The 20,931-nt window shown below is 77.0% G+C and carries 5 protein-coding genes; all 5 read left to right on the top strand.

From position 1 onward, the window contains the following. Nucleotides 1-61: 61 nt before the first annotated feature. Nucleotides 62-6,565, top strand: coding sequence for an amino acid adenylation domain-containing protein (locus ACSBPG_RS23120; RefSeq protein ID WP_435539582.1), 6,504 nt, complete (start codon nucleotides 62-64; stop codon nucleotides 6,563-6,565). Then, the gene (locus tag ACSBPG_RS23115; RefSeq protein WP_435539581.1) at nucleotides 6,562-11,292 is read left to right on the top strand and encodes an amino acid adenylation domain-containing protein; all 4,731 of its coding nucleotides are present in this window, start codon (nucleotides 6,562-6,564) and stop codon (nucleotides 11,290-11,292) included. The genes ACSBPG_RS23120 and ACSBPG_RS23115 overlap by 4 nt, the downstream gene beginning before the upstream one ends. 49 nt (nucleotides 11,293-11,341) lie before the next feature. Further along, nucleotides 11,342-12,418, top strand: a complete 1,077-nt coding sequence (locus tag ACSBPG_RS23110; protein WP_435539580.1) for a TauD/TfdA family dioxygenase — start codon at nucleotides 11,342-11,344, stop codon at nucleotides 12,416-12,418. Beyond that, complete coding sequence (locus ACSBPG_RS23105) at nucleotides 12,415-15,549, top strand: non-ribosomal peptide synthetase (protein ID WP_435539579.1); 3,135 nt, start codon at nucleotides 12,415-12,417, stop codon at nucleotides 15,547-15,549. Before ACSBPG_RS23110 ends, ACSBPG_RS23105 begins: the two co-directional genes overlap by 4 nt. Further along, nucleotides 15,546-20,931: amino acid adenylation domain-containing protein (locus ACSBPG_RS23100; RefSeq protein WP_435539578.1), on the top strand; the 5,386-nt coding region annotated here is incomplete at its 3' end. The genes ACSBPG_RS23105 and ACSBPG_RS23100, both read left to right, overlap by 4 nt.

Here is a 20,931-nt window from a genome sequence, read left to right as displayed (position 1 = left end):
ACGGCCGCCGCGGCTTCAGGGCGGCGGCCGGCCGACACCACGCAATTCTGATGGGGACGACATGACCGGGCGCGATGCAGGCACGCTGGTGGACGCCCTGATGGAGCGGGCCGGCCGGGAGCCGGAGAGTGAGGCGGTGCGCTTCCTCGTCGACGGCGGGAGCGACGCGCGGACGCTCGCCTGCGGCCGCCTGGAACGCCGCGCCCGGGCGGTCGCCGCCGTCCTGGCGGAGCGGGCCGGCCCGGGCGGACGGGCGCTGCTGCTGCTGCCCAGCGGCCTCGCCTTCGTCGAGGCGTTCTACGGCTGCCTGTTCGCCGGCGTCGTCGCGGTTCCCGCCTATCCCCCGGAGTCCTTGCGCCCGCACCACGTCGCGCGGCTCCGCACCATCGTCGACGACGCGGCGGCGGCGGTGATCCTCACCGACGGCGCCTCCGTCGACGCCCTGGCGCCGCTGTTCCCCGGGCAGGCCGTGCTGGCGGTCGATTCGCTGCCGGACGGGCTGGCGGACGACTGGCGGCGCCCGCCGCTCGACCCCGACTCCATCGCCTTCCTGCAGTACACCTCCGGCTCGACCTCGGCGCCCAAGGGCGTGCAGGTCAGCCACGGCAACCTCGTCGCCAACGAGCGGCTGATCCGCGACGGCTTCGGCATCGGCCGCGACGACACGGTCCTGAGTTGGCTGCCCCTGTTCCACGACATGGGGCTGATCGGCGGGCTGCTGCAGCCGGTCTTCACCGGCGCCGCCTGCGTGCTGATGGCGCCGGCCGCCTTCCTCGAGCGGCCCGTGCGCTGGCTGGAGGCGATCGGCCGCGAGGGCGCCACCGTCAGCGGCGGCCCCGACTTCGCCTTCCGCCTGTGCGTCGAGCGGATCGCCGATCCGGCGCTCGCCGGCCTCGACCTCGGCGGCTGGCGGGTCGCCTTCTCCGGCTCCGAGCCGATCCGTCCCGACACGCTCGACGCCTTCGCCGCGCGGTTCGCGCCGGCGGGGTTCCGCTCCGAGTCCTTCTTCGCCTGCTACGGGCTGGCCGAGGCGACCCTCTTCGTCTCCGGCGGGCGGCGGGGCGGCGGGATCGAGCGGCTGCGCTGCGACGCCGCCGCCCTGGCCGACCGGCGCCTGGCCGCCGGCGACGACGCGGTGCTGGTGAGCTGCGGCCGGCCGCAGCCCGGCCACGCCGTGCGCATCGTCGATCCCGAGACCGCCGCGCCGCTGCCCGAGGGGCGGGTCGGCGAGGTGTGGACCGCCGGGCCCAGCGTCGCCCGGGGCTATTGGCGCAACGCGCCGGCGACCGCCGCCGCCTTCGTCGCGTTCGGCGGCCGCACCTGGCTGCGCACCGGCGACCTCGGCGTGCTCCACGGCGGGCAGCTCTGCATCGCCGGCCGCCTCAAGGACATGCTCATCATCCGCGGGCAAAACCTCTACCCCCAGGACCTGGAGCGCGCGGTGGAGGAGCGGGTCGCCGGTGTCCGCAAGGGGCGCGTCGCCGCGTTCCCGGTGGAGCACGACGGGCGGGAGGCGATCGGCGTCGCCGCCGAGGCGGGGCGCGGCGCCCTGCGCGGCGACGGCGCCCGCCACCTCGCCGAGGCCGTCGGCCGGGCGGTGGCCGAGGTGTCCGGCGAGGCGCCCGCCCTGGTCGCCCTGCTCAACCCCGGCGGCCTGCCGCGGACCACCAGCGGCAAGCTCCAGCGCTCGGCCTGCCGCGCCGGGATCGCGGCGGGCAGCCTCGACGTCGCCCTCGTCCGGCGTGCCGGCGACCCCGCCGCGGCGGGCACCGGCACGCCGCCGGCGACCCCGACGGAACGGCTCCTGGCCGCCCTGTGGGGCGAGCTGCTGGGCGTCGCGGCGCCGCGGCGGGAGGACAACTTCTTCGCGCTCGGCGGCAACTCGGTCACGGCGGTGCAGGTGCAGGCGCGGCTGCGCCGGCGCCTCGGCGTCGCCGTCGACCTGGGCCCGCTGTTCGAGGCGGCGACCCTGGCCGACGCCGCGGCCCTGATCGACGCCCGGAGCGCCGTCGCCGCGCCGTGCCCGGCGGAGACCATCCTTGCCGAACCGGGCGACGCCGGCCCGCTGGCACCGGCGCAGAGCCGCATGTGGTTCCACTGGGTCCTCGATCCACGGAGCTGCGCCTACACCATCCAGGGCACGGTCCGGCTGACCGGCGCGCTCGACGAGGCGGCGCTGCGGTCCGCCTTCGACGCCCTGGCGGCGCGCCACGCCGTCCTGCGCACCGCGTTCCACGAGGGGAACGACGGCCGGCCGGTCCAGGAGGTGCGCCCCGCCGCACCCCTGCCCATCGACCGCCACGACCTGTCCGCCGTGCCGGCGGCGGAGCGCGAGGCGCGGGCGGCGGCGCTGGCCGAGGCGGCGGCGCGCCGGCCGTTCGACCTGCGCGCCGGCGCGCCGCTGCGGGTGACCCTGCTGGTGCTGGAGCCGGCGCGCCACGCGCTGCTGCTGACCGTGCACCACATCGTCGCCGACGGCTGGTCGATGAACCTGCTGCTCGACGAGTTCGGGGCGCTCTACCGCGCCGCCCGGGCCGGGCGCGCCGCGACGCTGCCCGAGCCGCCGATCCGCTATCTCGACTTCGCGCGCTGGCAGCGCCGCTGGCTGGAGCGGGGGGACGCGGCGGCGCTGCTGGAGCACTGGCGCGACCGGCTGGGCCCGCCGCCGCCGCCGCTCGCCCTGCCGTTCGACCGGCCGCGCCCGGCCCGCCCGGACCTCGACGGGGCGGCGCTGACCTGCGCCGTCGCACCGCCCCTGGCGGCGGCCTTGGCGGCCCTGGCGGCGCGCCTGCGGGTCACCTTGCCGACGGTGCTGCTGGCCTCCTTCCAGGCGCTCCTCCACCGCTACACCGGCGAGCGCGACCTGCGGGTCGGGGTGACGGTGGCGAACCGCACGCGGCCGGAGACGGAGCGGCTGATCGGCGTGTTCGTCAACATGCTGGTGCTGCGTGCCGAGATCCCCGAGGGGCTGGGCTTCGACGCCCTGGTCCGGCAGGCGCGGACGCGCGCGCTCGAGGCCCAGGCGCACCAGGACCTGCCGTTCGAGCTGCTGGTCGAGGCGCTGCAGCCGGAGCGCACGCTCTCCCACAACCCGCTGTTCCAGGTCGCCTTCGACCACCAGTGGCGGCGGCTCGACGGCCTGCGCGGCCTGCCGGACCTCGCCGTGGACGGGGTCGGCCAGACCCAGCTCGCCACGCAGTTCGACCTGATCCTCCACACGGTGGAGCAGGACGGGGAGCTGGAGGCCACCTTCACGTACGCCACGGCGCTGTTCGACCGTGCGACGGTCGCCCGGATGGCCGGCCACTGGCTGGCGCTCCTGGAGGCGGCCGCCGCCGACCCGGCCCGGCCGGTCGCGGCGCTGCCCATGCTGGGGGAGGCGGAGCGCCGGGCGGTGCTGGCCCGGTGGAACGGACCGCCGGCGCCCGCGGCCGCGGTCCGCACCAGCCTGCATGAGGCCTTCGCCCGCCAGGCGGCGCTGCGCGGCGAGGCCGCCGCCGTCACCGTCGAGGGCCGCTCCCTGTCCTACGCCGCGCTGAACGCCCGCGCCAACCGGCTGGCGTGGCGCCTGCGGGCCCTCGGCGTCGGGCCGGACCGGCTGGTCGGGCTGGCCATGGAGCGGTCGGCCGACCTGATCGTCGGGATGCTGGGCATCCTCAAGGCCGGCGGCGCCTACCTGCCCCTCGACCCGGCCTACCCGCGCGAGCGGCTGGCCTTCATGCAGGCCGACAGCGGCATCGCCGTGCTGGTGGCCGACCCCGCTCTCCTCGACCGGGTGCCGGTGGCGCCGGGCGTGCGCGTCGTCTCGCCCGGCGCCACGGAGGTCCGCGACGCGCCCGCCGACGACCCGCCCTCGGCCGTGCGGCCGGACGGCCTCGCCTACTGCATCTACACCTCGGGGTCCACCGGCACGCCGAAGGGCGTCCTCGTCACCCACGCCAACGTGCTGCGGCTGTTCCACGCCGCGGAACGGGAGTTCGCCTTCGACGGGACGGACGTCTGGACGCTCTTCCACTCCTACGCCTTCGACTTCTCGGTGTGGGAGATCTTCGGCGCGCTGCTCCACGGCGGGCGGCTGGTGGTCGTGCCCTACTACACCAGCCGGTCGCCGGCCGACTTCCTCGCCCTGGTGCGCGACGAGCGGGTCACCGTGCTGAACCAGACCCCTTCGGCCTTCCGCCCCTTCACCCAGGCGGCGATGGCGGCGGGACCGGAGACGCTGTCGCTGCGCCACGTCGTGTTCGGCGGCGAGGCCCTGGAAGCCGCCGACCTGCGGCCCTGGTTCGACCGGCTGGGCGACGCGGCGCCGCGCCTGGTCAACATGTACGGCATCACCGAGACGACGGTGCACGTGACGGTGCACCCCGTGAGCCGCGCCGAAGCCGAGGCGGGCGGCAGCCCGATCGGCGAGCCGCTGGCCGACCTCGCCTGGTACTGCCTGGACGGCGCCCTGGAGCCGGTGCCGCCCGGTGTCGCCGGGGAGCTCTACGTCGCCGGGCCGGGGCTGGCCCGCGGCTATCTCGGCCGCCCCGCCCTGACCGCCGAACGCTTCGTGCCCGATCCGTTCGGCACGGCGCCGGGCGGGCGGCTCTACCGCACCGGCGACCTCGCCCTGCGCCGCGCCGACGGCCGGGTCGTCTATCTCGGGCGCGCCGACCAGCAGGTGAAGGTGCGCGGCTTCCGCATCGAGCCCGGCGAGATCGAGGCGGCCCTGCGCGACGAGCCGGAGGTGCGGGACGCCGCCGTGCTGGTCCAGGACGACCGCGCCGGCGGCAAGCGCCTCGCCGCCTGCGTGGTGGCGGACGCGGAGCGGCTGCGCGACGGGCGCGCCGAGGGGACGGAGCTGGTCGGGCAGTGGGCGGCGGTGTTCGACGACACCTACGCGCCGGATGGCGAGGCCGCGGGACCGCGCTTCACCGGCTGGAACGACAGCTACGCCGACGCCCCGATCCCGCACGAGCAGATGCGCGAATGGCTGGACGCGACGGTCGGGCGCATCCTCGCCCTGGAGCCGCGCGACCTGCTGGAGATCGGCTGCGGCATCGGCCTGCTGACCCAGCACCTGGCGCCGCGCTGCCGCACCTACCGCGGCACCGACCTGTCCGAGCGCGCCATCGCCGGCCTGCGCGCCTGGACGGCCGGGCGTCCCGGGTTCGCCCACGCCGTGCTGAGCCGCCAGGAGGCGTGCGACTTCTCCGGCATCGGGACTGCGACCTACGACACGGTGGTGCTGAACTCGGTGGTCCAGTACTTCCCCGACGCCGACCACCTCGCCGCCGTGCTGCGCGGTGCCGCGGCGGCGCTGCGGCCGGGCGGGCGGATCTTCGTCGGCGACGTCCGCCACCTCGGCCTGAACCCCCTCTTCCGCACCTCGGTGGAGCTGGCGCGCGCCGCGGACGGGCTGAGCGTCGCCCAGCTGCGTGCCCGCGTTGCCCGCGCCGTGGCCGAGGACAGCGAGCTGCTGCTGGCCCCCTCCTTCTTCCTCGGGCTGGCGGCGCGGGTGCCGCAGCTCACGGGGGCGGCGATCCGCCTGCGGCGCGGCCGCTTCGACAACGAGCTGACCCGCTACCGCTACGACGTGGTGCTGACGGTGGGCGCGCTGCCGCCCGGCGGGGCCGAGGCGATCCCCGTCTGGGAGATCCCCGCGTGGGACGGACCGGCGGACGACGGCCTGGACGCCCTGGAGCGCCACCTGCGGAGCGCGGCACCGCCGCGGCTGCGCCTTGCCGGGCTGGCGAACCGCCGCCTGGAGGCCGACGCCGCGGCCTGGCGGGCGCTTGCCGACGGTCCCGGCGACCGCACCGTCGCCGGCCTGCGCCGCCGCCTCGGCGCCGCCGCGGCAGAGGGTGAGGGTGTCGATCCCGAACGGCTCTGTGCCCTGGCCGAGGCGCTGGGCTACGCCGCCGACCTCTCCTGGAACGACGACCCCACCCGGTTCGACGCGGTGCTGCGCCGCCCCGACCTGCCGCCCGCCATGGCGCCGGTGACGGCGCCGCCGGGATACGCGCCGGGCGACCACGCCAGCGACCCGGTGCTGGCCCGCCGCCGGCGGGCCCTGCCGCAGCGCCTGCGCGACCGGCTCCGCCAGCGCCTTCCCGCCCACATGGTGCCGGCGCAGATCCTGCTGGTCGAGGCGCTGCCGCTGACCGCCAACGGCAAGCTCGACCGCCAGGCCCTCGCCGTGGAGGAGCCCGGCGGCGCCGGCCACGCCTTCGTGCCGCCGGGCAGCGCCGTCGAACGGGCCCTCGCCGCCCTGTGGGAGGAGGTGCTGGGCGTCGAGCGGGTCGGCCTCCTGGACAATTTCTTCGACCTCGGCGGCCACTCGCTGCTGGCGACCCAGGTGATCGCCCGCGTCGAACGGGACCTTCACGTCAAGGTCGGGCTGCGCGCCCTGTTCGAGGCGGCGGACCTGCGCGCCTTCGCCGCCGACGTGGAGCGCCAGCGCGGCGGCGGGGCGGCGGAGGCGGACGTGCTGGCGGCGGCCGAAAGCCTGCGCGGCCTGTCGCCCGACGAGCTCGCCCGCCTGGTGGCGCCGGCGGAGCCGCAGCGGGAGGCGGTGTCATGAGCACGGTGCTGCAGACCCTGCGCACGCTCTCCCCGGACCAGCGCAAGGGGCTGGTGGCGGTGATGGCGCGCAAGGGCGTCGACCTGTTCCGCGACCTGCCGGTGTCCCGCGCCGGGCGCGACGGGCCGCTGCCGCTGTCGCACGCCCAGCAGCGGCTGTGGATCCTGAACCGTCTCGACCCGGCCGATCCCGCCTACCTCGTGCCCGGCGTGTTCCGGCTGAGCGGCCCGCTCGACCCGGCGGCGCTGGACGACAGCCTGAGCCTCCTGGTGCGCCGCCACGAGTCCCTGCGCACGGCCTTCCCCGAACGCGACGGCGGGCCGGTGCAGGAGATCCGCGCGCCGTATCCGGTGCGCCTGCTCCGCCACGACCTCGCCGGGCTGGGCGAGGAGGAGCGCCGGGCGCGGCTGGCGGCGCTGTGCGACGCCGAGGCGACGACGCCGTTCGACCTGGCCTGCGGCCCGCTGCTGCGCGGCCGCCTGGTGCGCCTCGCCGCCGCGGAGCATGCGCTGCTGCTCACCCTGCACCACATCGTCGCCGACGGCTGGTCCGTCGACCGGCTGATGGGCGAGCTGGCGGTGGTCTACGGCGCCCTGGCCGACGGCCGGACGCCGGACCTGCCGGACCTGCCGGTGCAGTACGCGGACTTCGCCCTGTGGCAGCGCTTCTGGCTGGAGTGCGGCGACGGCGACCGCCAGCTCGCCTGGTGGACGCAGCGCCTCGCCGACGATCCGGGGCCGCTGGCGCTGCCGCTCGACCGCCCCCGCCCGGGGGCGCGCCGCGGCGCCGGCGGCAGCGTCGCCGCGACCCTGCCGGCCGAGCTGGCGGTGCGCCTGCGGCGCCTGGCGGAAAGCCGGCGGGTGACCCTGGCGGCGGTGCTGCTCGCCGCCTTCCTGGCGCTCCTGCACCGGCACGGCGCCGGCCGCGACCTGCGGGTCGGCATGCCGGTGGCGGGCCGGCGCAAGGTCGAGCTCGAAGGGGTCGTCGGCCTGTTCGTCAACACGCTCGTCGTGGGCGCCGCCGTGGACGGGCGCGACCGCTTCGCCGACCTGCTCGGCCGCGTGCAGGACGCCATGCTCGCCGCCCAGGACCACCAGGACCTCCCCTTCGACCGGCTGGTCGAGGCGCTCCGGCCCGAGCGCGACGCCGGCCACAGCCCGCTGGTCCAGGTGCTGTTCAACCATCTCGGCGCCGGCCCGGCGGGTGCGCGCGACCTGGGGCCGGTGCGGCTGACCCCGGTCGAGCGCGAACGCACGGCCCAGAAGCTCGACCTCACCCTGACCACGCGGGAGGACGCGGACGGCGGCCTCGTCGCCGACTTCGGCTATTGCGCCGACATCCTCGACCGGGCCGGCGTCGAGGCGCTGGCCCGCCGCTACCGCGCGCTGCTGCGCCAGGCGGCCGGCGATCCCGCCCGCGCCGTCGGCGACCTCGACCTGCTGGAGGAGGTGGAGCACCGCCAGCTCGCGGCCTGGGCCAATCCCGCGCCGCTGGCGGCGGTGACCGGCGTCCTCGACCTGTTCGCCGCACAGGTCGCCCGCGTGCCCGGGCGTGCCGCCGTCGTCCAGGGCGGCCGGTCGCTGAGCTACGCCGCGCTGGACCGCCGCGCCGGCCGTCTCGCCCGGCGGCTGGCGGCCGCCGGGGCCGGGCCCGGCCGGCCGGTGCTGCTGCCGTGCGGCCGTTCGCCGGAGTTCGTGGTCGGGCTGCTGGCGGTGCTGCGGACCGGCGCCGCCGCGGTTCCCCTGGAGCCCGACACGCCGGCGGCGCGGCTGGCGCGGATCGCCGCGCTGTGCGGCGCCGGCCTGGTCCTCGCCGCCGGCCCGGTGCCGGAGGTCGGCCTGCCCGTGCTCGGGGTCGCGGACGACGCCGACGGGACCGACGCGGGGTTGGAGCCGGCCGCCGTGCATCCGCGCCAGCCCGCCTACATCGTCTTCACCTCCGGCTCCACCGGCGAACCCAAGGGGGTGAGCGTCCCGCACCGGGCGCTCGCCGCCTACGTGCGCGGGCTGGAGCGGCGCCTGCGCCTCGACGACACGGCGGCCATGGCGATGGCCTCCACCGTCGCCGCCGATCTCGGCCACACCGTGCTGTTCGGGGCGCTGTGCGCCGGCCGCACGCTCCATCTGCTGGACGGCGAGGAGGCGCGCGACCCGCTCCTGTTCCGCGAGGCCATGGCGCGCGGCCGGATCGGCGTGCTGAAGATCGCCCCCAGCCACCTGGAAAGCCTGCTGGCGGAGGGCGGGGAGTCCGCCGCCCTGCCGTGGCACGCACTGATCCTGGGCGGCGAGCCGTGCAGCGGAGCGCTGCTCGGCCGCCTGCGGGCGGCCCGCCCGGACTGCCGGCTGATCAACCATTACGGGCCCACCGAGACGACGGTCGGCGTCCTGACCGAGGAGGTCGAGGGCGTGCCGGCGCCGCCGGCAACCATCCCCCTCGGGCGGCCGCTGCCTCAGGCGACCGCCTGGGTGCTCGACGGCGACCTCAACCCGTTGCCCGCGGGGGTCGCCGGCGAGCTCCACATCGGCGGCCCGGCGGTCGCCGACGGCTATGTCGGGCGCCCGGGGGCCACCGCCGAGCGCTTCGTGCCGGACCCCTTCGGCGCTCCCGGCGCGCGGCTCTACCGCAGCGGCGACCGCGTGCGCCGCCGGCCGGACGGACGGCTGGAGTTCCTCGGCCGCACCGACCAGCAGGTGAAGATCCGCGGCTTCCGGGTCGAGCCGGGCGAGGTCGAGGCGGCGCTGCGCGCCGAGGACGGCGTGCGCCAGGCGGTGGTGGTCGTCCACCGCGACCACGCCGGACCGCAGCTCGTCGGCTACGTCGTCGGCACCGCCGATCCGGCGTCGCTGCGCCGGGCGCTGAGGGCGCATCTGCCCGACCACATGGTGCCGGCCCACATCCTGGCCCTGGAGCGGCTGCCGGTGACCGCCAACGGCAAGCTGGACCGCCGGGCGCTGCCCGCCCCGGCGCCGCGGACGACGGCGGCGGAGCCGCCGCGCACCGCCACCGAACGGGCGGTCGCCGCCGTCTGGTGCGCGGTGCTCGGCGTGGAGCACGTAGGCCGCGACGACGATTTCTTCGACATCGGCGGTCATTCGCTGTCGGCGACCCAGGTGGTGTCGCGGCTGCGCCAGGCCCTGGCCGTTCCGGTGCCGCTGCGCAGCCTGTTCGAGGCGCGCCGCCTGGCGGACTTCGCCCGCGCCGTCGAGGCCTCCGGGGTCGCCGCCGGGGCCGCCGGCGCGGCGGCCGGCACCGACGAGCCGCCCCTTCGGCCCGCCGCCGGCGCGGCCGCCGGAGAGGACGCAGCACCCCTGTCGTTCGCCCAGGAGCGGCTGTGGTTCTTCGCCCAGCTGGCGCCCGAGGCGGCGATCTACACCATTCCCGGCGCCCTGCGCCTGCGCGGCCCCCTCGACCGCGACGCGCTGCGGGCGAGCCTGTCGGCCCTCGTCGAGCGCCACCCGGCGCTGCGCACCCGCTTCGCCGAGGCGGCCGGCGGACCGATCCAGGTGGAGGTTCCGCCGGCGCCGGTGCCGCTGGACGTCGTCGACCTCGCCCACCTGCCGCCCCACGCCCGCGAGCCGGCGCTGCGCCAGCACGCCGAGGCCGAGGCGCAGCGCCCTTTCGACCTGGCGCTCGCACCGCTGCTGCGCGCCGTGCTGATCCGCACCGCGCCCGACGACCACGTCCTGCTGGTCACCCTGCACCACATCGCCGCCGACGGCTGGTCCATCCGCATCCTCGTCGCCGAGCTCGGCACCCTCTACGCCGGCTTCCGCGCGGGAACGCCGGCCGCCCTGCCGCCGCTGCCCGTGCGCTGCGGCGACGTCGCCCGCTGGCAGCGCCGGCGGCTGGAGACGGGACGGCTCGACCGCCAGCTCGCCTACTGGCGCCGCCACCTCGGCACCGACCACCGGGTGCTGGAGCTGCCGCCGGATGGCCGCCGTCCGCCGCCCGGGCGGGGTGTCGGGATGCACCACGCGACGGCCGTCGACGCGGCGCTGACCGGGCGCCTGCGGGCCTTCGCCCGGCGCCGCGGCCTCACCCCCTTCATGGTGCTGCTGGCGGCGTTCGCGGTCGTCCTGCACCAGCGCACCGGCGAACGGCGGGTGCGGATCGGCGGCGACATCGCCAACCGCAACCACGACCGGCTCGAAGGGCTGGTCGGCTTCTTCGTCAACCAGCTCGTCCTGCAGGTCGACGTCGACCCGGCGGCACCGGCGGCGGACCTGCTGGAGCAGTGCCGCCGCGTGGTGGTGGACGGCTCCGACCACCAGGACCTTCCCTTCAACCACCTGGTGGAGGCGCTGCGGCCGCCGCGCCGCGAGGGGCGGGCCCCCTTCTTCAGCGTCAAGCTGATCTACCAGGACGGGGTGCACGCCCTGCCGGACCTGCCCGGGCTGACGGTCGAGCCGGTCGCGGCGGGGCGGCACGCCGCGGAGATCGACCTCGTCGTCGCCTTCAACAACGCCGCCGAGACCCTGGAGGCGCGCTTCACTTGGCCCGAAGGGCTGTTCGCGCCGGCGACGGTGCGCGGCCTGTTCGCGGCGATGCGCGCCGTGCTGGCGGTCCTGGTCGCCAATCCCGGCGCCGCGACCGCCGACCTGGTCGCCGCCGCCGGGGAGGCCGGCGCCGCCGCGTCGGCGGCGGTGGCCGGCCCCGGCGGCGCGGCTCCGTCGCAGCCGCTGCGCCGCGCCGTCCGCGCCGCCGCGGCCGTCCGCCATCCGTCTTGAGCCGGCCCGCCCCAGGCGTGCCGCACCCGTCCGTTGTGGGGAAATGATCATGAACGACACGGCAGTGCCAGCGATCCCCAAGCTCAGCCGCGGCAGCCGCCGCGGGCTCTCCCCGGCCGGCGGCGGCCGGCTGGTCGTCGTCGAGCCGCTGTTCGCCGACGGCACCATGCCGGCGCTCTGCCGGCCCGCGGTCGCCGGGGTCAGCCTCGTCGACTGGGCGCGGGAGAACCGCGCCGCCGTGGAGGAGACCCTGCTGCGTCACGGCGCCATCCTGTTCCGCGGCTTCGACGTCGCCGGCATCGACGAGTTCAACCGGATCGTCGACGCCGTGTCCGGCGGCGCGCTGGAGTACATGTTCCGCGCCTCGCCGCGCACGCAGATCTCCGGGCAGTTCAACATCTACACCTCGACCGACTACCCCGCGCCGGAGTCCATCTTCGCCCACAACGAGCATTCCTACTCCCCGGTCTTCCCGCTCCATCTCTATTTCTACGCCGACCTGCCGTCGGCGACGGGGGGCGAGACGCCGCTGGGCGACACGCGGCTCCTGATGGACCGCATCGACCCGGCGGTGCGCGAGGAGTTCATCGCCCGCAAGGTCCTCTACGTGCGCAACTACGGTCACGGCATGGGGCTGCCCTGGCAGACCGTCTTCCAGACCGAGGACCGCGCCGCGGTGGAGGCCTACTGCCGCCGCGTCGGGGTGACGGCGGAGTGGCGCGACGGCAACCGCCTGCGCACCCGCCAGATCGGCCCGGCGGTGGTGCGCCATCCCCGCACGGGCGGCCTGGTGTGGTTCAACCACGCCACCTTCTTCAACGCGCTCACCCTGCCGGAGACGCTGCGCGCCGGCCTGATCGCCGAATTCGCGCCCGACGACCTGCCGCAGAACACCTTCTACGGCGACGGCGCGCCGATCGACGCCGCGACCATCGCCCACCTGCAGGACGCCTACCGCAGCGTGATGGTCGAATTCCCCTGGCAGAAGGGGGACGTCGTCCTCCTCGACAACATCCTGACGGTGCACGCCCGCAACCCCTACACGGGTCCGCGCCGGATCATGACCGCCATGGCCATCGCGCTGAACAGCGCCGACGTGGCCGTCGAACCGGAGGCCCGAGCATGACCGACCACCCCGTCGCGGACGTCTTCGCCCTCTCCGCCCAGCAGGCCTTCGTCCTCGCCCGCCATCCGGCGTCCGGCCATCCGGCGGTCGCCGGCGTGGTGGTCGACCTGCCCGACGGCACCGATCCCGGCCGGGTCGCCGAGGCGGTCGAGGCGCTGTGCCGCGAGCACGAGATCCTGCGCACCCGCTATGTCCCCCTGCCGGGCCTGCGGCTGCCGGTGCAGTCGATCCAGGACGGGCCCGCCTGCGCCGTGCGCACCGTCGCCGCCGGCGCCGTGCCCGAGGCGCTGCTGGCCGAGGCGGCGGCGCGCCTCGACCTCGCCGCCGGGCCGCTGCTGGTCGCCGACGTGATCCCCGGCGACGGCGCCACCGGCTGCCGGGTGCTGCTGGCCGGCCCCGCCTGCAGCCTCGACGCCCGCTCCCTGGCCGTGCTGGCCGCCCGGCTGCGCGGCGCGCCGGCGGCGGCCGACGAGGAGGCGCTGCAGTACGCCGACTACGCCGCCTGGCAGGCCGAGCTGCGCGAAGGCGAGGCGGGCCGCCAGGGGGAGGCCTTCTGGCAGGACGTGCTGGCGCGCACCGGCGAGCCGCCGCGCCTGCCGTTCGAGCGGACGCCGGACGGCACCGGCGCCGGTGCGGCCACCCGTCCGCTCGGCGCGCTGGCGGAGCGGCTGGCCGCGGCGGCGGCCGCCCTCGGCGCGCCCGAGGACTCGCTGCTGCTCGTCCTGTGGGCGGCCTTCCTCGCCCGCATCACCGGCGCCGGCCGCCTGCTCGTCGGCTACGCCGTCGACGGGCGGCGGGAGGAACTGCGCGACACCGTCGGGCGCTTCGCCCGCACCCTGCCGGTCGCCGTGGCGCCGGACCCGGCCGGGTCGCTGCGCGCGGCGTGGGCCGCCGTCCGCGACGGGCTCGAGCACGGCCTGTCCTGGCAGGACAGCCTCTACGACCCCGACCTGCTGGACGAGCGCGGTCGGCTGCGCTGCCCCTTCGTGTTCGGGCGCGACGCCGCCGCCGCGCCGGGAACGCGCATCCTCGCCGACCTGGTCCACCCGCCGCGCCTGCACCTGACGCGCGGCGACCGCGACCTGCGCCTGGCCAGCCCCGACGGCGGCGTCGATCCGGCGATGCCGGCGGTCTGGCTCGGCCAGTTCGCGGCGTTCCTTGACGGCGCCCTGGCCGACCTCGACCGGCCGCTGGGCGCGGTCGGGCTCCTCGGGGCGGAGGAACGCCGGCGCGTGCTGGAGACGTTCAACGCCTCGGGTCCGGCCGACGCCGGTGGCGCCGTCCTGCTGCACCGGCTGTTCGAGCGCGAGGCGGCGGCGGATCCCGAGCGGGTCGCCGTCGCGGCCGGCGCGGTCCGGCTCTCCTACCGGGAGCTCGACCGCCGGGCCGAGCGCGTCGCCGCGGCGCTGCGCGCCCGGGGCCTGGCGCCCGACCGGCCCGTCGGCGTCTACGCCGGGCGCGCCGTCGAGACGGTGGTCGCCGTGTTCGGCGTCCTCAAGGCGGGCGGTGCCTACCTGCCGCTCGATCCCACCTACCCGGACGAGCGGCTGGCCTTCATGCTGGCCGACAGCGGTGCCCGCCACGTGCTCGCCCTCGACCCGCTGCCGGCGCGGCTGGCGGACGCCGGGGCCGCGGTGCTGTCGCTGGCCCCGGACTCGCCGCTGTGGCAGGGCGCGGCGCCGGACTCCGCCCCCTCGGGCGCCGGGCTCGGCGCCGGGCCGGGCCCCGGGCCGGGCACGATGGCCTATCTCATCTACACCTCGGGCTCGACCGGCACGCCCAAGGGGGTGATGGTCAGCCACGCCAACGCCGTCGCCTCCACCGCCGCGCGCGACGCCTTCTACGCCGAGCGGGTGCGCCGCTTCCTGCTGCTGTCGTCGTTCTCCTTCGACAGCTCGGTGGCCGGGCTGTTCTGGACGCTCGCCCAGGGCGGCACCCTGCACCTGCCCGACGAGCAGGCCCACCGCGACCCGGCGCACCTGGCGGCCACCATCGTCGGCGAGGAGATCTCCCATTACCTGGCGCTGCCGTCGCTGCACGCCCAGGTCCTCGACCAGCTCGCCGGGGGCGGCGCCACCCGGCTGGCCTGCGTCATCGTCGCCGGCGAGGCCTGTCCGGAGGCGCTGCCGGCGCGCCACGCCGCGGTGCTGCCGGAGGTGGCGCTGGTCAACGAGTACGGGCCGACCGAAGGGACGGTCTGGTGCACGGGATGGCGGGCGGAGGACGCCCCGGCCGGGCCGGTGCCCATCGGCCGGCCGGTGCCCGGCGCCCGGGTCCACGTGCTCGACGGGGCGTTGGAGCCGGTGCCGGTGGGTGTCCAGGGCGAGATCCACGTGGCCGGTGCCGGCGTCGCCCGCGGCTATCTCGGGCGGCCGGGGCTGACGGCGGAGCGCTTCCTGCCCGACCCGCACGGCGCCGCGCCGGGTGCGCGCCTCTACCGCACCGGCGACCTCGGCCGCTACCGGCCGGACGGGGTGCTGGAGTTCCTCGGCCGGGTCGACCAGCAGATCAAGATCCGCGGCTACCGGGTCGAGCTGGGCGAGATCGAGGCGGCGCTGCGCGGGGCCGGCGGCGTGGCGGACGCCGCGGTGATCGCCCGCGCCACGCCGGCCGGCACGCAGCTCGTCGGCTTCGTCGTGCCGGAAGCGGCCGAGGGGGCGGCGGCCAACGGGGTGGTGGTGGCGGAGCGCTGCCGCGCCGTGCTCGCCGACCGGCTGCCGGCCTACATGGTGCCGGCCCGCCTGCATCCGCTGGACCGTCTGCCGCAGACCCCCAACGGCAAGGTGGACCGCCGCGCGCTGGAGGCGCTCGACACGCGCAGCCGCGCCTACGTGGCGCCGCGCACCGAGCTGGAGCGGGTGCTGGCCGCGGTGTGGCAGGAGGCGCTGGGCGTCGAGCGGGTCGGCGTGCACGACAACTTCTTCGAGCTGGGCGGCCACTCCCTGCTGGCGACCCGCCTGCGCACCCGCCTCCAGGCGGAGCTGAACGTGGCGCTGCCGCTGCGCCTGTTCTTCGAGGGCCAGACCCTGGAGCGGTTCGCCGCACGGGTCGAGGAGCACCGCCGGTCCGGCGCCGAACCGGCCACGGTCGACGCCCTGGAAACCCTGTTCGAGGACGTGGACGCGCGATGATGGCGACCGCAGACCGTTTGCTGGCCCTGTCCCGGCGCTTCGCCGCCCTGCCGCCCGAAGGCCGCCGGCAGCTCCGCGCCCGGCTGGCGGAGCAGGGGATCGCCCCCGGCGTGCTGCCGGTGCCGCCACGCGATCCCAGAGCGCCGGTGCCGGCGTCGCACGCCCAGCAGCGGCTGTGGTTCCTGTGGCGGCTCGATCCCGACGGCCCGGCCTACAACCTCGCCGCCGGGGTGCGGCTGGCCGGCCCCCTCGACGAGGACGCGTTGCAGCGCGCCTTCGACGCCCTGGTCGCCCGTCACGAGCCGTTGCGCACCGTGTTCCGGGAGGAGGACGGCACCGTGCTCCAGGAGGTGCGGCCGGCGACGCCGGCCGTGGTGGCGCGGCGCGCGGTGCCGGAGGACGAGCTCGACCGGGTGCTGGCCGAGGCGGTGCGCGAGCCGTTCGACCTCGCCGCCGGCCCGCTGCTGCGGATCGACCTGCTGCGGATCGCCCGGGACCGCCACGTGCTGCTGCTGCGCATGCACCACATCGTCTCCGACGGCTGGTCGCTGGGGCTGCTGGTGCAGGAGTTCGCCCGGCTCTACGCCGCGTTCCACCGCGGCGAGACGCCGGCGCTGGCGCCGCTGGCGGTGCAGTACGGCGACTGCGCCCTGTGGCAGCGCCTGTGGAGCGAGGCCGGCGCGGACGACGGGGCGCTCGCCCATTGGCGCGCCGTGCTGGGCGACGGGCAGCCCGTCCTGGAACTGCCGGCCGACCGGCCGCGCCCGGCCGAGGCGAGTCACCGCGGCGGCGGCGTGCAGGTCGATCTGCCGCCGGCGGAGGTCGCGGCGCTGCGCGCCGTCGCCGCGGCCGGCGAGGCGACCCTCTTCATGGTGGTGCTCGCCGGCTTCCTGCTGCTGCTGCACCGCCTGACCGGCCAGGACGACCTGCGGGTCGGCCTGCCGGTCGCCGGCCGCACCCGCGCCGAGACCGAAGGTCTGATCGGCCTGTTCGTCAACACCGTCGTCCTGTGCCAGCGGGTCGACGGCACGGCGAGCTTCGCCGCCCTGCTGGAGGCGGTCCGCCAGGCCTGCCTGGACGCCCAGGACCACCAGGACCTGCCCTTCGAGCGGCTGGTCGAGGCGCTGGCGCCGCAGCGCAGCCTGAGCCATCACCCGCTGTTCCAGGTGATGGTCAACCACCAGCGGCTCGACCTGGCGCCGCTCTCCGGCCTGCCGGGCCTGGCGGCGGATCCCTTCAGCCCGCCGCAGCGGGTGGCCAAGCTCGACCTCGCCCTGGACAGCCTGGAGGGGGAGGACGGCGCGCTGCGGCTGGGGATCACCTACGCCTGCGACCTGTTCGACGCCGCCACCGCCGGGCGCATGCTCGACCGCCTGCGCCGCCTGCTGGCGGCCGTGGCGGCCCGCCCCGACGCGCCGCTGCACGCGGTCGACGGTCTCCTCGACGACGAGCGCGCCGCCCTGCTCGGGCGCTGGAACGACACCGCGGCACCGGTCGCCGGCCCCCTTTCGCTGCGCCTGCGCTTCGCCCGGCAGGCGGCGGCCACGCCGGACGCGCCGGCCCTCGTGTTCGGCGACACCACCCTGTCCTACACCGCGCTGGAGGCGCGCGCCGGGCGCTGGGCTATGGCGCTGCGGGGACTGGGGGTCGGTCCGGACGTGCTGGTCGGCGTCGCCGCCGAGCGGTCGGTGGAGATGGTGGTCGGCCTGCTGGCGGTGACCCTGGCCGGCGGCGCCTACGTGCCGCTGGAGCCGGACCATCCGCCCGAGCGCCTGGCCTTCCTCATCGCGGACAGCGGCGTCGGGCTGGTGCTGACCCAGGCCCACCTGGCGGAGCGGCTGCCCGCCGGGGCGGTGCCGGTCCTCCACCTCGACGGCGCGGTTCCGGACGCCGGCGCCGCTCCGCCGCCGCCGGCGGAGCATCCCCAGGCGCTGGCCTACTGCATCTACACCTCGGGCACCACCGGCCGGCCGAAGGGGGCGGGGAACAGCCACGCCGCGCTGGCGAACCGGCTGGACTGGATGCAGCGCACCTATCCCATCGGCCCCGGCGACCGGGTGCTGCAGAAGACGCCGTTCGGCTTCGACGTCTCGGTGTGGGAGTTCTTCTGGCCGCTGACGACGGGCGCCACCCTGGTGGTGGCGCCGCCGGGCGCCCACCGCGACCCCGCCGAACTGCGGCGGATCGTGACCGGGGCGGGCATCACCGTCCTGCACTTCGTGCCGTCCATGCTGCACGCCTTCCTGGCGGCGGAGGACATCGGCGCCTGCACCAGTCTGCGCCACGTCCTGTGCAGCGGCGAGGCGCTGCCGCTCGACCTGCAGCGGCGCGTCCTCGCCCGCAGCCGGGCGGCGCTGCACAACCTCTACGGCCCGACCGAGGCGGCGATCGACGTCAGCGCCTGGACCTGCCGCGAGGAGCCGGGGCGGCAGGCCGTGCCGATCGGGCATCCCATCGCCAACATCCGCCTGCACGTCCTCGACCGCCACATGAACCTGGTGCCGCCGGGCGTTGTCGGCGAACTCCACATCGGCGGCATCGGCCTGGCCCGCGGCTATCACCGGCGTCCCGGCCTGACCGCCGAGCGTTTCGTCCCCGATCCCTTCGCGCACGGCGGGCGCCTCTACCGCACCGGCGACCTGGTGCGGCGGCGGGCCGACGGCGCGCTCGACTACGTCGGCCGGGCCGACCACCAGGTGAAGATCCGCGGCCTGCGCATCGAGTTGGGGGAGATCGAGGCGCGGCTCCTGGAGCATCCGGACGTCCGCGAGGCGGTGGTGGTCGCCGCCGACGGACCGGGCGGGCGGCGCCTCGTCGGCTACGTCGCCGCCGCTCCCGGCGAGGGGCTGGCGGCGGCGCTCAAGGACCATCTGCTCCGCCACCTGCCGGACTACATGGTGCCGGCGCGGATCGTCCGCCTCGATGCCATGCCGCTCAGCGCCAATGGCAAGCTGGACCGGCGCGCCCTGCCGGCCCCGGAGACCGGACCCGCGGCCGACTGGATCGCCCCCGCCGGCGCCGCCGAACGCCGGCTGGCCGCCCTGTGGGAGGAGCTGCTGGGCGTGCGCGGCGTCGGCGCCGCCGACAATTTCTTCGAGCTCGGCGGCGACTCCATCGTCTCCATCCAGCTCGTCAGCCGCGCCCGCCAGCAGGGGCTGCACCTGACGCCCAAGGACGTGTTCCAGCACCAGACGCTGCAGGCGCTGGCGCGGGTGGCGCGCCCCGACGACCGGCCGGCGGTCCCGCAGGGACCGGTAGGCGGCCCCTGTGCGCTCACGCCGTTCCAGACGCGCTTCTTCGCCACGGCCATGGCGCGGCCCCACCACTGGAACCAGTCGGTGCTGCTGCGTCCGCGCGCACCCCCGGCCGAGGAGCCGCTGCGCGCGGCGCTGGACGCCCTGGTGGCGCACCACGACGCCCTGCGCCTGCGCTTCGACGCCAGCGCGGCGCGGCACGCGGCGCCGGAGGCGGGCGCCGGGGCGGCGCTGCTGTGGACGGCCGACGCGCCGGACGCCGACGCCGTCCGCGCGGTCGGCGCGCAGGCCCAGGCGAGCCTCGACCTCGCCCACGGCCCGCTGCTGCGCGCCGTGCTGATGCGCCTCGGCGACGGCGGCCAGCGGCTGCTGCTGGTGATCCACCACCTCGTCGTCGACGGCGTGTCCTGGCGCGTCCTGCTGGAGGATCTGGCCGCCGCCTGCGGCCAGGCCGCGGCCGGGACGGCGCCGGCGCTGCCGGCCAAGACGACGCCGTTCCGCGACTGGACCGCCCATCTCCACCGCCGCGCCGCCGATCCGGCCCTGCAGGCCGAGCGGGCGTGGTGGGAGGCGCAGCTCGCCGGTGCCGACAGCGGGCTGGCGCCCGACCGGCCGGGCGAACCCGGGTGCGTCGCCGACGCCGGGCGGATCGAACTGGCCTTCGATGCGGACTTCACCGACCGGCTCCTCCACGAAGCGCCGGCCGCCTACCGCACCCGCATCGACGAGCTGCTGCTGACCGCGCTGGCGCGCGCGCTGTGCCGCCGCTCCGGCCGCCCCGACACCCTGGTGGAGCTGGAGCGCCATGGCCGCGAGGACGGGGAGGGCGCCTTCGACCTCGGCCGCACCGTCGGCTGGTTCACCGCCACCCACCCGCTGCGCCTGACGCCGCGCGCCGGCCTCGGCGAATCCCTGCGCGCCGTCAAGGAGCAGCTGCGCGCCGTGCCGGGCGGCGGGCTGGGATTCGGGCTGCTGCGCGACATCGCCGGCGATCCGCGGATCGCCGCCCTGCCGGTGCCGCGGGTGACCTTCAACTATCTCGGCCGGTTCGACGGCAGCTTCGCCGCCGACGCCCCCTTCGAGCGCGCCGGCGAGGACGCCGGGCCGAGCGTCGACGGGCAGGCCCCCCTGCCCAACTGGCTGTCGGTGGACGGCGGCGTCGCCGAGGGTCGGCTGCGGCTGGCCTGGACTTACAGCCGCGCCCTCTTCGACGACGCCACGATCGCCGGTCTGGCGGCGTCGTTCCGGACGGAGCTGTCGGCGCTGGTGGCGCACTGCCTGGAGCCGACGGCGGGCGGGCTGACGCCGTCGGACGTGCCGCTGGCCGGCCTCGACCAGGCGGCCCTCGACCGCCTGCCCTTCGCACCGCGCACCGTCGCCGATGTCTACCCGCTCACCCCGCTCCAGCAGGGCATCCTCTTCCACGGCCTCTACGAGCCCGGCGGTGCTGCCTACCTCAACCAGATCGCCGTCACCGTCGACGCCCTCGATCCCGACTGCTTCGCCGCCGCCTGGCAGGCGACGGTCGAGCGCCACGACGTCCTGCGCTCCGCCGTCCTCTGGCAGGACGGCGCCGCCACCCCGGTCCAGGTCGTCCTGCGCAGCGCCGAGTTCCGGCCCGAGGTGCTGGACTGGCGCGGCCGCGCCGACGCGGCGGCGGCGCTGGACGCCCTTGCCCTGGCCGAGCGCCGGCGCGGCCTCGACTTGGCCGCACCGCCCCTGATGCGCCTCGTCCTGGTGCGCCTCGATGGCGGACCTGATGGCGGCGCGCACCGCGTGCTGTGGACCTTCCACCACATCATGCTCGACGGCTGGAGCGCCGGCCTGCTCATGGCCGAGGTGCTGCAGCGCTACGCCGGTGAAGCGCCGCCTTCGCCGCCGGCCCCCTTCCGCGACCACGTCGCCTGGCTGCTGGGACGCGACACCGCGGCCGAGCGCCGCTTCTGGAGCGAGCGCCTGGCCGCGGTCGAGGAGCCGACCCTGCTGGCCGACGCCCTTCTGGACATCGGGGGGGATGCCGACCGCGGGGAGGGCCACGGCGCGCTGGCCGGCGGCCTCGACGCGGCGGCGACGGCGCGCCTGCAGGCCTTCGCGCGGGCGCGGCGGGTGACGGTGAACACGCTGGTGC

This window comes from Azospirillum sp. ST 5-10 (assembly GCF_051225715.1).
In the GTDB taxonomy this organism is placed as follows: Bacteria; Pseudomonadota; Alphaproteobacteria; order Azospirillales; family Azospirillaceae; genus Azospirillum.
This window is presented reverse-complemented; position numbering and strand designations above follow the sequence as displayed.

Coding starts and splice junctions, on each gene's coding strand:
- ACSBPG_RS23115 (WP_435539581.1), top strand. CDS start 6,562: ATGAGCACGGTGCTGCAGACCCTGCGCACGCTCTCCCCGGACCAGCGC.
- ACSBPG_RS23110 (WP_435539580.1), top strand. CDS start 11,342: ATGAACGACACGGCAGTGCCAGCGATCCCCAAGCTCAGCCGCGGCAGC.
- ACSBPG_RS23120 (WP_435539582.1), top strand. CDS start 62: ATGACCGGGCGCGATGCAGGCACGCTGGTGGACGCCCTGATGGAGCGG.
- ACSBPG_RS23105 (WP_435539579.1), top strand. CDS start 12,415: ATGACCGACCACCCCGTCGCGGACGTCTTCGCCCTCTCCGCCCAGCAG.